16 protein-coding genes and 1 riboswitch are annotated in these 14592 nt (G+C 31.1%); of the genes, 10 read left to right on the top strand and 6 right to left on the bottom strand.

Features of this window, described 5'->3' with window-relative positions; translation table 11 throughout:
- Window positions 1-6: 6 nt before the first annotated feature.
- The 4 genes from ACXAG4_RS07365 to ACXAG4_RS07380 are packed head-to-tail and all read right to left on the bottom strand — an operon-like array spanning window position 7 to window position 2157.
- The gene (locus ACXAG4_RS07365) at window positions 7-549 is read right to left on the bottom strand and encodes a DUF4252 domain-containing protein (protein WP_475295441.1); all 543 of its coding nucleotides are present in this window, start codon (window positions 547-549) and stop codon (window positions 7-9) included.
- A gap of 23 nt (window positions 550-572) precedes the next feature.
- Entirely contained in the window at window positions 573-1163 is a 591-nt protein-coding gene (locus ACXAG4_RS07370) for a DUF4252 domain-containing protein (RefSeq protein WP_475295442.1), read from the bottom strand.
- A 12-nt stretch (window positions 1164-1175) separates the two neighbouring features.
- A complete protein-coding gene (locus tag ACXAG4_RS07375; protein WP_475295443.1) occupies window positions 1176-1661 on the bottom strand; it encodes a hypothetical protein in 486 nt (161 codons plus the stop codon).
- Window positions 1648-2157, bottom strand: a complete 510-nt coding sequence (locus ACXAG4_RS07380) for an RNA polymerase sigma factor (protein ID WP_475295444.1) — start codon at window positions 2155-2157, stop codon at window positions 1648-1650. The genes ACXAG4_RS07375 and ACXAG4_RS07380 overlap by 14 nt, the downstream gene beginning before the upstream one ends.
- 239 nt (window positions 2158-2396) lie before the next feature.
- On the opposite strand from ACXAG4_RS07380, the gene ACXAG4_RS07385 reads away from it, so the two are divergent.
- Window positions 2397-3836, top strand: coding sequence for a S41 family peptidase (locus ACXAG4_RS07385; protein ID WP_475295445.1), 1440 nt, complete (start codon window positions 2397-2399; stop codon window positions 3834-3836).
- A gap of 11 nt (window positions 3837-3847) precedes the next feature.
- Entirely contained in the window at window positions 3848-4570 is a 723-nt protein-coding gene (locus ACXAG4_RS07390) for a Dph6-related ATP pyrophosphatase (RefSeq protein WP_475295446.1), read from the top strand.
- 9 nt (window positions 4571-4579) lie between these two features.
- On the opposite strand, the gene ACXAG4_RS07395 is transcribed toward ACXAG4_RS07390, so the two are convergent.
- Entirely contained in the window at window positions 4580-5152 is a 573-nt protein-coding gene (locus ACXAG4_RS07395; RefSeq protein WP_475295447.1) for a PAS domain-containing protein, read from the bottom strand.
- A gap of 82 nt (window positions 5153-5234) precedes the next feature.
- Complete coding sequence (locus ACXAG4_RS07400; protein ID WP_475295448.1) at window positions 5235-7106, bottom strand: TonB-dependent receptor plug domain-containing protein; 1872 nt, start codon at window positions 7104-7106, stop codon at window positions 5235-5237.
- Between the two features lie 69 nt (window positions 7107-7175).
- Window positions 7176-7395: riboswitch (cobalamin riboswitch) on the bottom strand.
- Between the two features lie 174 nt (window positions 7396-7569).
- On the opposite strand from ACXAG4_RS07400, the gene ACXAG4_RS07405 reads away from it, so the two are divergent.
- The 8 genes from ACXAG4_RS07405 to ACXAG4_RS07440 all read left to right on the top strand — a co-directional run bounded on the left by ACXAG4_RS07405 (window position 7570) and on the right by ACXAG4_RS07440 (window position 14517).
- A complete protein-coding gene (locus ACXAG4_RS07405) occupies window positions 7570-8745 on the top strand; it encodes an ABC transporter substrate-binding protein (protein WP_475295449.1) in 1176 nt (391 codons plus the stop codon).
- Window positions 8746-9777: a FecCD family ABC transporter permease gene (locus tag ACXAG4_RS07410; protein ID WP_475295450.1), complete on the top strand. Its 1032-nt coding sequence runs from the start codon at window positions 8746-8748 to the stop codon at window positions 9775-9777.
- 23 nt (window positions 9778-9800) lie between these two features.
- Window positions 9801-10598: an ABC transporter ATP-binding protein gene (locus ACXAG4_RS07415; protein ID WP_475295451.1), complete on the top strand. Its 798-nt coding sequence runs from the start codon at window positions 9801-9803 to the stop codon at window positions 10596-10598.
- Between the two features lie 59 nt (window positions 10599-10657).
- Entirely contained in the window at window positions 10658-12040 is a 1383-nt protein-coding gene (locus tag ACXAG4_RS07420; protein ID WP_475295452.1) for a DNA recombination protein RmuC, read from the top strand.
- 161 nt (window positions 12041-12201) lie between these two features.
- Window positions 12202-12810: a transcriptional regulator gene (locus ACXAG4_RS07425; protein WP_475295453.1), complete on the top strand. Its 609-nt coding sequence runs from the start codon at window positions 12202-12204 to the stop codon at window positions 12808-12810.
- Window positions 12807-13511, top strand: coding sequence for a DUF3307 domain-containing protein (locus ACXAG4_RS07430; RefSeq protein WP_475295454.1), 705 nt, complete (start codon window positions 12807-12809; stop codon window positions 13509-13511). The genes ACXAG4_RS07425 and ACXAG4_RS07430 overlap by 4 nt, the downstream gene beginning before the upstream one ends.
- Before the next feature lie 2 nt (window positions 13512-13513).
- Window positions 13514-14050, top strand: coding sequence for an acyl-CoA thioesterase (locus ACXAG4_RS07435; RefSeq protein ID WP_475295455.1), 537 nt, complete (start codon window positions 13514-13516; stop codon window positions 14048-14050).
- A 23-nt stretch (window positions 14051-14073) separates the two neighbouring features.
- Window positions 14074-14517: a hypothetical protein gene (locus ACXAG4_RS07440; protein WP_475295456.1), complete on the top strand. Its 444-nt coding sequence runs from the start codon at window positions 14074-14076 to the stop codon at window positions 14515-14517.
- Window positions 14518-14592: the final 75 nt, after the last annotated feature.

Raw genomic sequence — 14592 nt, forward strand, 5'->3', positions numbered from 1 at the left:
GTTTTATTATTTGAAAAAATTCATAATTCGCTCAATTTGTGCACCATCAACATCGGCATTTTGTAAACTGTTAATTAATACACCAATTTTTTCAGGATTCATATCATTACCTAAAACGCGTACAATACCAAACCCCATATTTTTGTCTGTTGCAAAAACAACTACTTCATCGGCTGTATCATCTTCACCAATATATTTAACTATTATTTTTCGGCCTTTATCACTAACTTCCATAAGGTCGTTGTACTTTTCATGGCTTAAAATATTTTTTACTTTGGTAATTTCTGCTGTATAATTTTCAACATTATCTTCAGAAGCATTAAAACCTAAAAAATTAAGTTTTTGCACAGAATTATAGGCTTCTTCTTGAGCATCTGTAAAGTTTGATTTATCAATATTTAACATTGATATTGGAAAATCTTGCGATATAAAATTTGAATTCTCTTGGTTATCTACGTAATAACGCTGTAGGCTTTCACCATTACCGCAGCTTATTAATAAAACTGCGGTTAAAATGGTTAAGCATAAATATTTAAAAGTTCGTTGCATGATTGATGATGATGTGTTTGTTATTATTTACCGTTAAGGTGTTGGCCTCCAGGAATGTTCATTTTATTTGTAAGCTTTGATATTTCATTTAAATTAATATCACCAGTAAGAGACACCACTACGGTTTCAATTTTACGTTCTTTACCGTTAATTTCAATTTTATCATCCATTACTTTATCAATACCGTTTACAAAAATTAAAAGTTCTTTAACGTGGTCTGAATCTTTACCTTCTTTTACATAAAATTTAACTTCGGTGCCATCATCTTTTACTTCCATTAACTCATCTAAAGCGCTTGAGCGTGATTTTACCCATTTTGAAATATCACCAGATATAGCTTTATTATCTGTTACTATGGTTTTAAAGCTGGTTATACTTTTAACCATATCAATGTATGCTTTAGCTTCAGGGTCTTCAACATCAATTCCCATTTTTGCTATCATTTGAAACATTTTTGGTTTTATTGATACATAAGTTACATCGGCATTATCGCTATATTTTTCAAAAATATTGCTTTGTGCTACGGCTGTTAATGGCAACAACATTATGGCCATTATTGCTATTATTATTCTCTTTTTCATTGCTATTGTTCTTAAATTTATTGTTGATTTCATTTTTTTAATTTTTTACTTTTTAAAAATAATACTGGTTGTGTTCTCTACTTCGTTTAAGTATCCAAGGGTTGCTGCGCCTTTTTCAAACGTATTTAAATAATTTACACTTTGTGTGCCTTTATTAAAGTGGTTTGAAATCATTGCTAATTGCTTTGATACTTCGTTTAGAGCTTGTTCGGGTTCGCAATAAGTACCTAACTCATTACAATCATTTGTGTTAAACACATTTGAATTTAAATAAAACCCTAGCATAAGAACCGCCACTGCTGCAACAGAAATCCATTTATAATTAAATGTTTTTTTAGTTTTTAATGGAACGTTTTTAGTAAACTGCTCTTGCTTATTTAACAAAAAATAGTTGAACATGGGTTTGTACATTTCTAAATGTGGTGCTACAGTTTCTTGCGAAAAATAGTGTTTTAACTGCGCTTCTTCATTTAAGGTGGTTTCACCGTTCTCGTACTTTTCTATTAATTTTTCTATATTATTTAATACCATAATTATGTGTATTAGTTAATTTTTCTCTTATTGCTTTTCTGGCTCTAGATAGGGCTACACGTACTGCTGTGTTATTCATATCAAGCATTTTTGCTATTTCATCAAGATCGTATTCTTCAATGTCTCTTAATTGAATAATCATTCGTTGTTGTTCTGGTAAATCTTCTATAATTTTTTCTACCCAATTTACGCTATCATTAAGTTCAACCTGTTTTTGTAATGATGTGTTTCCGTCTTCATAATTACTATGCACAATTTTTAAATTTTGTGCTTGTTTAGATTTCAACTTATCAAAACAAAAGTTTTTTGTCATGGTCATTGAAAACGCTTCAACATTTTTGTACTCTTGTATTTTGGTTTTGTTATTCCAAAGTTTTAAAAGCACTTCTTGTGTGGCATCTTCGGCCTCTTCTGTAGATATTAGTAAACGTTTTGCTAAACGAAATACTTTATCTTTAAAAGGCATTACAATATTTAAAAACTCACTTTGAGTCATTTTTGGTGGTTTGGTTTGTTAGCTTTTTGGGCTATTTGTAATTACGACGAGCCATTTACTTTTTTGTTACACAGCTTTTATTTTTTTTCAAAAAAAACAATTTTAACATCCCTTTAAACTAATATTTAAGCCCATTAAACACTTATATTTTAGTTGTAATACAAGCTTTTATTTTTAGTTACACAATTTTGTGTGTAATTTTAGGTTTTTAAATACTACTAAATGTAGAAAATTGCACTATGAAAAACATAAAACTATACCTTATATGCTTATTGGCTATAACTTTTGTAAGCTGTTTTGATGATAACGATGATGACACTGTAAGCGCCAGCCAAATAAACGATTTTGTTTACAAAGGCATGCACAGGTATTATTTGTATAAAGACAATGTTTCTGATTTAGATAATGACAGATTTACAGGCAATGCTGAATATGCAAACTACTTAAACAGTTTTGAAACACCCGAAACATTATTTGAAAGCTTAATTTTTGATAGACAAAACGTAGATAGATTTAGCTGGATTGTTGATGACTATTTTGAATTAGAACGACAGTTTCAAGGCATAAGAGGTACAAACGGCATGGAATTCAGGTTATTTTTTCAACCTAATAGCAACTCAAAACTTTATGGTGTTGTGAGGTTGGTTTTACCTAATAGTGATGCCGATAACAAAGGTTTAAAACGAGGTGATATTTTTGATGCTGTTAATGGTGAAGCTCTTTTTTACAATTCTGAAACAGATAATAATTTAAACCTATTTAACCCCGAAACGTACACCTTAAATTTTGCCAATTATAATGATAATGGCACAACAGAAACTACTGATGATACTGTTGAAAGCAGCAACCAAAGTATTACACTTACTAAGGCTGAATATGTTGAAAACCCTATTTACAACACCAACCTTTTTGAAGTAAACGGGCAAAACGTTGGATATTTAATGTTTAACGGTTTTACTTCAAATTATGAAAACGAATTAAATAATGTTTTTGGTAATTTTAAAGCTAACAACGTACAACATTTAGTGGTAGATTTACGCTACAACCCTGGCGGAAGCGTTTTAATAGAAACTTATTTAGCCAGTTTAATAACTGGGCAATTTACAAACCAATTGTTCACAAAACTTATTTATAACAGCAATTTTAACGATAGTAATTTTAATTTTACTGATAAAATTGATAACGGTAATGCTTTAAACAGCCTAGGTTTAAATCAAGTTTATGTATTAACAACAAGCACATCTGCATCGGCAAGTGAGGGTTTAATTAATGGTTTAAACCCGTATATTGATGTAGTACAAATAGGCACTAACACTACCGGAAAAACACAAGCTTCAAGAACAGTTTATGATTCTCCTAACAATGATTACAGGCGCGAAGGCGCTAACCCAAATCACACCTATGCAATGCAACCATTAATTGCCGATGGTGTAAATAAAAACGGTATTAAAGTACCACAAACAGGTTTAACGCCAGATATTGAGTTTGAAGAAAACAACTTAAATTACGGTATTATTGGTAATGAAAACGAACCTTTTTTAGCGTTTGCGTTAGCCCAAATAGAAGGTTCTACAACTAAAATAAATACACTAAAAAAACAATCTGAAAGTTTTAATTTTAAACTAGTAAAAGATAGTAATGATTTTTCGCCTCGTGAAGGTGGCATGATTGCTGAATAAATTCTTTTATCTTGAAAAAACACAAAACCTATTTTAACTGGAGCACTGGTAAGGACTCCGCTTTGGCGCTTTATTACTTGTTGAAAGATGAAAAATTCATAGTTGATGAATTAATTACAACCGTAAATAGCCATTATAACCGGGTTTCTATGCACGGACTTAGAAATGAGTTACTTGAAGCTCAAACCAATGCTATTGGTATAAAAGCCAACCGTATTGAATTACCCGAGATGCCTGATATGGAAACCTATGAAACCATAATGAATAAAACGGTTTATAGGCTAAAAAATGAAGGCTATACACACAGTGCTTTTGGTGATATTTTTTTAGAAGATTTACGCAAATACCGTGAAGACCAATTAGCAAAACAAGGCTTTAAAGCTGTTTTCCCAATATGGAAACGTGATACTAAAGAACTACTCAATGAATTTTTACAATTAGGTTTTAAAACCATTGTTGTCTGTGCCAATTCTAAATTTTTTAATGCCGATTTTGTAGGCACAATAATAGATGACAGTTTTATTGATAACTTACCCGAAGATGTTGACCCTTGTGGTGAAAACGGAGAATTCCACACCTTTTGTTTTGACGGCCCCATTTTTAAAAAACCGGTAACTTTTTCTATTGGCGAAAAAATATATCGCGAATATAAAAACCCAAAAACAGATGATTCTGTATGTAACAGTAATACCAATACATATGGCGTTTGGTATTGTGATTTAATTCCAAAGTAATTTTTGCACTTAACAACTAATTTGTTTTTCAAGCGCCATAAAGTGTGTTTTGTTATTATAGCCAAACAACGGAAAAATGCTTACTTCACAATTATAAATTTCACCACTTTTTTTATAATTAACAACAAGCTCATGAAATGGTTTATTTTCCTTTAGTAACTTCTTAATATTTTCTTTTGTCTTTAAACTTGTTTTTGGTCCTTGCAAAAACCTTGGTGTTTTGTTTAACGCTTCAACTTTAGCATAACCTGTCATTTTTGTAAAACCTTTATTTACCCAAATAATATTTTGGTAAACATCTGTAACTATAATAGCCTCAAAATTGATATTACTAAAAATAGCATCAATATTGTTTTTCCAATGTAGTTTTTGGGCTAATGTTTTAACGCTATTAATATCGCGTTGGCGTTCGACTTTTTCAAATAAATTTAATCTATTCTCATTAATTACATCCCAACTTTGCAATGGCATTCTACTTTTAATATTATACTCTAACTTACTAGAAACAGCTTTGTATTCATCATTATTTAAAGCAGATAAATACACATCTAGTGCCATCATTTTGTTCAAATTGTACTTCATAATACCATGTGTTTTTCAAAACAAAAAACACCACACACTAGCAGATAATGTGTGGTGCTTTTATTCAAAACCTTATCTCTCACTATAAGGTTATATTTAAACCAAGGTTTACGTTTCGGCCTCTTGTTGTGTAATCTAGAATTTCAAAATAATCTTCATTTAAAATATTAGTTACGTTTAAAAAAAGCTTCACTTTATTTTTTATTAATTTCTGACTGAAATACACATCTATTAAAGAAAATGCATCTAAATCAACATTAGAAAATGTTGCAAAATCTGTATCTAATCGCGTACCTACATATTGATAGTTAATTGAGGCAAACGTTTTTTCATTAAAACTATACCCTAAACCTGCATTTGCTTTATGCTTTGGCACTTTTAAACGTTGGCCGTCTTTCAATTCAGTAAACGTGTAGTTTGCATTAAAACTTAAGTTTTCAATAAGCTTAACATTTGCTTCTACCTCTAACCCATGCACAGTAGCATTAGCACTTGCGTTTTCATAAGCACTTGTGTAAATAATGGTGTTTTCTTCTTTTCTGTTAAAATATAAAGCGCTAAGTAGCAATCCTTTTTTTGTGTTATACTCTAAACCACCTTCAATAGTTGCGTTTTCTTCGGGCTCTAAATCTGGATTTGCTCCAAAAAAGCCAAATAATTGTGATAGATTTGGAGCTATGAATGATGTTGCATAAGACCCAAAAACCTTAGCATAACCGTTATTCACATTTATTTTGTAAGATGGATTTATACTATAAACAAAGTGAGAACCATACTCACTGTGGTTGTTTAATCTACCTCCAAGGTTTAAGTTAAATCCGTAATCTGATACATAAACCACATTTAAATATGGATCTGAAGTGGTGTAATCTTCTTCATCAGTAAAAACAGTTTGAAATTTACCGTAATTAAAGCCTACAATGGTATAAAATTTATCACTAAAATTATACTTATTAAAAGCATCAACCACGTAACTTTCTGCTTCAAAAGCAGCACTAAATTCTGAAATAGTTTCTCGGTCAATTTTTGTGTAAGCTGCATTTACGTTAAAACTACCGTTTTGGTAAGTAAATTTAGGCGCTACTCCTACCCTAGTTTGTTCAGATTTGTATTGGTCATTTGTATCTGCAAAGGTGTATGTTGGCGCCGGAAAACCATCAATATCGGTTTTAAAATTATCATGTGTAGCATATGCTTTAATTTCAAAACTTTCAGAAAATTGATACCCCAAATTCACATTCATATTATATCGTGAAAAGGCATCTTTTTCAGCATTTTCAGACTTTGCAGCCGATAAACCATCGGCATAACTATTACCAAAACCTGCAACATAACTAAATTTATTTGCAGTACCGTTAATGCTTACATTATTTGAAAAGTTAGCAGCATTATAATTTTGGTTGTCTTGATTTTGGTTAGTACCAACCACCGTTAAAAAACTACCCGAAATAGTGTTTTTTGATGCTTTTTTAGTAGTAATATTTATTACGGCCGTAGCAGCTGCATTACCGTATAGTGTACTAGCTGCACCTTTAATAATTTCAATAGATTCAATGGTGTTTAAATCTAAATATCTTAAATCAAAATCATTAGCAACGCCAGATGGGTCGTTAACTTGTACACCGTCAATTAACACTAAAACTTGGCGGTTATTGCCACCACGCACAAAAGTGCTTATGTTTTGTCCGGCCACACTGCGGCTACCATTTACCTCAATACCACTTTTGGTATTTATAAGCTGTGCAATGGTTTTTCCTTGATTTTTTTCAATCTCTGCTCTAGAAATTTTAATAACAGTTTTACCTGTGTTTTCACGTTTTAACGCAAATCTAGAATCTGTAACTACCACTTCATCTAATTGTTCAACATTAGTTGAATTTTCATTTTGTTGTGCAAAGCCAACCCATGATATGCCTAGGCATAACAATGCAAAAACATGTGTTTTTTTGTTCATTTTAATAACTAATTAATCGAGAATCGCATGGATTATCATACGCAAACTTTTATCCCGAAAGTTTAACTTATTTGTTTTGTGAAATTGGCAGGTCTCCTGACTTGTTTTACATTATTTATACCTTCCCAGAAAAAACCAGTGGTATTGCAGTAAATAATGCCCTCAATTTAAGGCACTAGAAATATCTAGCGTAAACTTTACAGTTGCGGGAACAGTTCTGGAATTTCACCAGATTCCCTTTTAATCTACTCAGCAGAAACTGAGCAAAACCAAATTTCGGCTCAAAAATACTTTTAAAAATTGTTTTAACTCTAATAAAACTCACTTTTTCTTATTCATTTTATAAATAAGAAAAATAAAACCAATAAGAAAATGAGCAATAATTACTCCAGCTACTATATATATTGTTAAATTTGAACCGTCTCTCATGGTTATATTTTTTTCAAAATTAGAAATCCTTTACATGAAAAAACGTGATAAAAATCACATAAAAGCAATAAAATACAGCTTAATACTAGTTTTTGTTTGTGCTTGTTTAAGCTGTAAAAACAAGCCTAAAACCCAACTTAAAACAACACCAACAGGCACAAAAATTCAATTAAAATATGCTACAGGTTTTTCTTGTGAAAATTATGATTCATATAAAGTTTTACAAATAAACAAACCTTGGCCAAACGCCACAACAACATACAAATACGCAATAATTAGCAAAGAAAATGCTGCAAAAACCAGTTTTTTAAAAGATGAATATGATGGTATAATACTTACACCCATTGAAAAACTAATAGCTACATCTACCACGCACATACCAGCTTTAGAACTTTTAAATGTTGAAAATACACTTGTTGGTTTTCCGCAAACAAATTTTATTTCTTCTAAAAAAATAAGAAAAAGAATTGATGAAGGTTTTGTTAAAGACATTGGTAAAAACGAAAGTATAAATACCGAAATTCTTTTAAATATTAACCCCAACTTAGTAATTAGTTTTGGTATTGAAGGCGGTAACAAAACCATTGAAACTATTAAAAAAACTGGTATTCCTGTAATTTATAATGGAGATTGGGTTGAACATTCGCCATTGGCAAAAGCAGAATGGCTTAAGTTTTTTGGCATCCTTTTTAATAAAGAAGCCAAAGCAGATTCTATTTTTAACACCATTGAAACCAATTATAACACAGCAAAAAAAATAGCTGCTAAAGTTGAAAACAAACCAACCATTTTAAGTGGCGCTATGCACGGTGATGTTTGGTATTTGCCAAATGGCACAAGTACAGAAGCACAACTTTTAAAAGATGCCAACGTAAACTATTTATGGGCAAACACAAGTGGTGTTGGCAGTTTAAAACTTAATTTTGAAACTGTTTTTAACAAAGCACAACAAGCCGATATTTGGTTAAACCCATCAAACTACTCAAGTTTAGAAAACCTTGAAAACGGTAGTTTACACCATACTAAGTTTAAAGCCTTCCAAAGTAAAAGTATTTACACTACAGCTAATACAACAGGAACTAGTGGTGGTGTTTTATATTATGAATTAGGCTTTGCAAGACCAGATTGGGTTTTAAAAGATATTATTAAAATTTGCCACCCAAAATTATTAACAAACTACACACCTCATTTTTTTAAAAAACTACAATAATTGCCTAATAATAAAAAACATAGCTTATTATTTATAGCACTATTCTTAGTGTTACTTATGTGTTTTTTGGCAAACATTAGTTTTGGTTCTGTATCCATACCGCTAAAATCTGTTTTTAAAAGTTTAATAGGTAATATGCCTAATAACACTGCTTGGAACCATATTATATTACAATACAGGTTGCCAAAAGCTGTAACAGCCATAATAGTTGGGTCTGGTTTAGGTATTTCTGGCTTGTTAATGCAAACACTTTTTAGAAACCCATTAGCGGGCCCATTTGTTTTAGGTATTAGTTCTGGGGCAAGCTTAGGTGTTGCACTTGTAATATTGGGGGCTTCTATTTTTGGTGGATTTTTCGCTATGGTTTTTGCTTCAAAATGGGGTATTGTTTTAGCCGCTAGTTTAGGCAGTTTTTTAGTGCTTTTAGCAGTTACTTTGGTTTCTACTAGAGTAAGAGATACTATGGCCATACTTGTTATTGGACTTATGTTTTCTAGCATAACTTCTGCAATTGTTGGCGTGCTTTCATATTTTAGTTCTGCCCAACAATTACAGCAATATATTTTTTGGGGCTTTGGTAGTTTAGGTAATTTATCATGGCAAGAAATTTTTATTTTAAGCATAGTTTACCTGTTTGGTCTACTAATTAGTATAACAACCATAAAACCTTTAAATAGCTTATTATTAGGTGAAAACTATGCCAAAAGCTTAGGTGTTAACATAAAAAAAAGTAGGTTGTTATTAATAATAGCCACCAGTTTACTTGCCGGAACAATTACAGCATTTGCTGGCCCAATTGCATTTATTGGTTTGGCAATTCCGCATATAACAAGGCAAGTTTTTAATACCACAAACCATAAAACATTAGTGCCAGCTGTATTTTTAATGGGCGCCATAGTTATGTTAATTTGCGATAGTATAGCCCAATTACCAAGCGCCGAATTTACATTACCAATAAACGCTATCACATCATTAGTTGGAGCACCCGTAGTTATTTGGCTTTTGATTAGAAAACGAAACATACTATTTTAAAACGTTTAAATTCTGAATTTAAAATGCTAACTAAACAAGCACACAACGTCATTTTAAAAACCAAAAACCTATCCATTGGTTATACTTCTAAAAAAGCGAAAACCGTTGTGGCTTCAAATATTAATGTAACCCTAAAAAAAGGTGCACTTATTGGTTTAATTGGCACTAATGGCATTGGTAAATCTACATTGCTACGTACACTAACCAAAGTGCAACCGCCTATTAGCGGACAAATTTTTATAAACAATAAATTACTAAACACATACTCTAGTTTAGATTTAGCAAAAACATTAAGTTTAGTACTAACAGAACCCTTAGCCTCAAAAAACTTCACTGTTTTTGAATTGGTAGCTTTGGGTAGGCAGCCATACACTAATTGGATTGGTAATTTAACCCAAACCGATACTCAAATAATAAATAATGCGCTTAAAGAAATTAATATTGAACACTTAAAAAACAAAAAGTGTTTTGAACTTAGTGATGGGCAATTACAAAAAGTATTAATTGCCCGCGCACTAGCACAAGATACAGACATTATAATACTAGATGAACCCACCACGCATTTAGATATGTATCATAAAGCACGCACATTAAAACTTTTAAAAGACCTAGCTAAAAACACCAATAAAACCATCCTTTTTTCATCACATGAAATAGATTTAGCCATTCAGCTTTGTGATGAAATGATTGTAATGACAAAAAATGAAGCTGTTATAAACACACCTTGCAACCTCATTTCTAATGGTATTTTTAATGCTCTTTTCCCTGAAGATTTAATTGCCTTTGATGAAAAAACAGGTAGTTTTAAAGTGAAGAAATAATAATTTACTTAGCAACTTTTCTACATAAAAATTATCTTTGATAAAATCTAAAATTTCAAATGAACGACAGCCTAATTCTCATCATTTCAATACTCGTTTCTGCTTGCATTGGCGGTTACATTGGTTTAACCATTGCTAAGCTAAAAAGCAAAACCGAAAAAAGCACTTTAGAAGAACGCAACAATAATTTACAGCAACAAATTACTGAGCTTAAAACCTTTCACAATACTGAAAACGAAAAACAAAATGAACGTTTTAATAGTCAGTTAAACGATTTAAAAGAAGCTATTTCAAAAATTGAAACTGAACGCGAAACTGTTAGAAGAGAAAAAGAGTTTTTAAATGCCGAATTAACCAGAAAAAACACTGAGTTTGAAAACCTTCAACTTAAAAATAACGAACAAAAAGAAGAGGTTGAAAAACTACAAGAAAAATTCACTAAAGAGTTTGAAAATTTAGCCAATAAAATTCTTGATGAAAAATCAAATAAATTTACAGAGCAGAATAAAGAAAACATCAAAAATATTTTAAATCCGTTACAGGAGAAAATAAAAACCTTTGAAGAGAAGGTAGATTTAACACAAAAAGAAAGCATTAGTATGCATTCGGCTTTAAAAGAGCAATTACTTGGTTTAAAAGATTTAAACCAACAAATGACTAAAGAAGCCACAAACCTAACACGTGCCCTAAAAGGTGACAGCAAAATGCAAGGTAATTGGGGCGAATTAGTTTTAGAACGTGTGTTAGAAAAATCGGGGTTAGAAAAAGATCGTGAGTATTTTGTACAGCAAAGTTTCACTAGAGATGACAACTCGCGTGTAATGCCCGATGTGGTTTTACATTTACCAGACGGTAAAAAAATGATTATTGATAGTAAAGTATCTTTAACCGATTATGAACGCTTTGTTAATGCCGATGATGAGCAAAAAGATTTGTTTTTAAAAGCACACGTAAATTCGGTTAAACGTCATGTAGATCAGCTTTCAGAAAAAAACTATCAAGACTTATATGATATTGAATCGCCAGATTTTGTATTAATGTTTATTCCTATTGAACCTGCATTTGCCGTTGTTGTAAACCAAGATAACACCATATACAACAAAGCGTTTGAAAAAAATATTGTTATTGTAACCCCATCTACCCTTTTAGCTACATTACGCACCATTGATAGCATGTGGACAAACGAAAAGCAACAACAAAATGCCTTAGAAATTGCAAGACAAGCGGGAGCTCTTTACGATAAATTTGAAGGTTTAGTAAAAGATTTAACTGGTGTTGGCAAAAAAATAGACGCTGCTAAAACCGATTATTCTGCAGCTATGAATAAATTGGTTGAAGGCAGAGGAAACCTGATAACTAGTGTAGAAAAACTCAAAAAAATGGGAGCTAAAGCAAAAAAATCGCTGCCGGAAGCCATTATTAAACGTGCAGATGAAGAGTAAAAACCGCACAACATTATCACATAAAAACATGATTTTGTTGAATATCACAAAAAAATACTATATATTTAAAATTCCTTAAATATGGAATATATTTAATTATTCCTTAAATATGGAATATTTATAATTATTCCTTAAATATGGAATTAAAACAGCTGTTGTTTATGACAAGTGTAATTACAGGTGATATTATAAAATCTAGAGGCACAACCCCTGATGTTTGGATGAGTGTTTTAAAAGACGCATTAGTAAAATTAAATTCAAATAACGCACAGTGGGATATTTACCGCGGAGATAGTTTTCAAATTGAAATTCCTAAAATAGAAGACAGTTTTTTAGCAGCTATATACATAAAAGCCTGTATAAAAACCTTAAAAAATCTTGATGTTAGAATTGCCATTGGTATTGGCAAAAAAACATTTAATGGCAAAATGGTAACAGAATCTAACGGCGAAGCTTTTATTTTTTCTGGTGAAACATTAGAACTTTTAAAGAAGGAAAAACAAAACCTTCAAATTAAAACCAGTAACAAAACCTTAAATACTGAGCTAAATCTATATTTTAAATTGGCTTTAACCACCATGGATAATTGGACTACTAATTCTGCCGAAATAGTAAAACTTTCCATTGAAAACCCTAATGCGCTACAAAAAGAACTCGCCGAAAAAATAGGCACCAAACAAGATGCTATAAGCAAACGCCAAAAAAGAGCTGCTTTAGATAATATTTTAGAATTAAACCAAATGTTTAAACAAAAAATTGCTACACTATGATGCTTTTAGTAAAACTAATTTTAGCACACATTATTGCCGATTTTTTTCTGCAACCATCAAAATGGGTAGCTGAAAAAGAACAAAAAAAACTAAAATCTGGCAAGCTTTACATACATGTTTTAATTCATATTATAATAACAGCAATACTATTATGGAATATTAATTTATGGCATATATTACTTTTAATTGGAATATCACATTTTATAATTGATGCGTTAAAACTCATACTTCAAAATGAAAAAAACAAACGCATTTTATTTTTTTTAGATCAATTGTGTCATATAATAGTTATTGTTTTTGCATATATAATAGCTACAAAAAAAGTTATAAATACCGCTATTTTATTTAATGAAACTAATATTTTGTTGGTAACCTGTTTGTTATTTTTAACAATTCCGGCATCAGTAATTATGAAAACTATTTTTTTAAAGTGGAATATTTCAGAACTTTTTAAAAGTGAAGATTCTTTAGAAGATGCTGGTAAATATATTGGTATTTTAGAACGCTTGTTGGTGTTTATTTTTATAATATCAAACCATTGGGAAGCTGTTGGCTTTTTAATTACGGCCAAATCTGTTTTCAGGTTTAAAGATTTAAGAGATTCAAAAGACAGACAATTAACAGAGTACATTTTAATAGGCACACTAATAAGCTTTGGCATAGCCATAATAACAGGAATACTTTTCAATTTAATAGCTTAAACATGTTTAAACACCCAAAAGAATCGCAAGTAACAATTACAGAACTTATGCTGCCATCGCACTCAAATTTTAGTGGAAAAATTCACGGTGGGCATATTTTAAATTTAATGGATCAAATTGCATTTGCATGCGCATCAAAACATTCAAGACATTATTGTGTTACAGCATCTGTTAACAGAGTAGATTTTTTAAATCCTATTGAAGTAGGCGAACTAGTAACCTTAAAAGCATCTGTAAATTACACCGGAAGAACATCAATGGTTGTGGGTTTAAGGGTTGAAGCAGAAAACATTCAAACAGGCGTAGTAAAACATTGTAATTCATCATATTTTACAATGGTTGCAAAAGATGAAAACGGAAACAACGCCAAAGTACCTGGGCTTATTATTGATAGTGTTGAAAGCGTAAGACGTTTTGCACGAAGCATTGCCAGACAAGAACAGGCTAAAAAGAGAAGTTCAAAATTTAAAGCTTCAGAGTTTGAACTTGATGATTATTTAGACATTTTGAAACAACATAACGTAATGATGAATTTATAAATTATAACTTTAAATAGACTAAAATGATTTTTAATACATACAAAAAAATATTTCTACTTACTACATTAGCTTTGTTGTTATTTTCTTGCTCTTCAGACGACTCTGAGAATAAACTTGAAGATGAAATTCTTATTGGCTCGTGGGAGTTTCAAAGACACGGAGAAACATGTTCAAACGGTTTTGACTTAGAAGAAGGCCCTTCTTTCGATTTTATATTTCTTGATAATAACACTGTTGAATTTACAGAACCAGGATATCTAACAAGTTCGTATTACGAATTAATTGACAACGAATTGACTCTAGAAACCGTATACACTTTACCGTCTGGAAGCACACGCGAATTTGTAGGCACTTACACATATTCTGAAGACACAAATAGCTTTACAGGCACCAATACTTTCTCTGCTTTTGACAATGGGGAAACGCTATGGACATGCAATGGTACAACAAGCATTTTTAGAGAATAATATAATAATATACCTATAAATTATCTTATAAAAAAAGCCGCTAAATTTTAATTTTAGCGGCTTTTTGTAAATAAA

The organism is Seonamhaeicola sp. ABD4_175 (assembly GCF_056160885.1).

What these genes read in the sequence shown, in the direction of transcription:
- ACXAG4_RS07370 (WP_475295442.1), bottom strand. Translation starts at nt 1,163, where the DNA reads ATGAAATCAACAATAAATTTAAGAACAATAGCAATGAAAAAGAGAATA.
- ACXAG4_RS07405 (WP_475295449.1), top strand. Translation starts at nt 7,570, where the DNA reads ATGAAAAAACGTGATAAAAATCACATAAAAGCAATAAAATACAGCTTA.
- ACXAG4_RS07365 (WP_475295441.1), bottom strand. Translation starts at nt 549, where the DNA reads ATGCAACGAACTTTTAAATATTTATGCTTAACCATTTTAACCGCAGTT.
- ACXAG4_RS07425 (WP_475295453.1), top strand. Translation starts at nt 12,202, where the DNA reads ATGACAAGTGTAATTACAGGTGATATTATAAAATCTAGAGGCACAACC.
- ACXAG4_RS07420 (WP_475295452.1), top strand. Translation starts at nt 10,658, where the DNA reads ATGAACGACAGCCTAATTCTCATCATTTCAATACTCGTTTCTGCTTGC.
- ACXAG4_RS07435 (WP_475295455.1), top strand. Translation starts at nt 13,514, where the DNA reads ATGTTTAAACACCCAAAAGAATCGCAAGTAACAATTACAGAACTTATG.
- ACXAG4_RS07380 (WP_475295444.1), bottom strand. Translation starts at nt 2,157, where the DNA reads ATGACTCAAAGTGAGTTTTTAAATATTGTAATGCCTTTTAAAGATAAA.
- ACXAG4_RS07375 (WP_475295443.1), bottom strand. Translation starts at nt 1,661, where the DNA reads ATGGTATTAAATAATATAGAAAAATTAATAGAAAAGTACGAGAACGGT.
- ACXAG4_RS07440 (WP_475295456.1), top strand. Translation starts at nt 14,074, where the DNA reads ATGATTTTTAATACATACAAAAAAATATTTCTACTTACTACATTAGCT.
- ACXAG4_RS07385 (WP_475295445.1), top strand. Translation starts at nt 2,397, where the DNA reads ATGAAAAACATAAAACTATACCTTATATGCTTATTGGCTATAACTTTT.
- ACXAG4_RS07415 (WP_475295451.1), top strand. Translation starts at nt 9,801, where the DNA reads ATGCTAACTAAACAAGCACACAACGTCATTTTAAAAACCAAAAACCTA.
- ACXAG4_RS07400 (WP_475295448.1), bottom strand. Translation starts at nt 7,106, where the DNA reads ATGAACAAAAAAACACATGTTTTTGCATTGTTATGCCTAGGCATATCA.
- ACXAG4_RS07395 (WP_475295447.1), bottom strand. Translation starts at nt 5,152, where the DNA reads ATGAAGTACAATTTGAACAAAATGATGGCACTAGATGTGTATTTATCT.
- ACXAG4_RS07430 (WP_475295454.1), top strand. Translation starts at nt 12,807, where the DNA reads ATGATGCTTTTAGTAAAACTAATTTTAGCACACATTATTGCCGATTTT.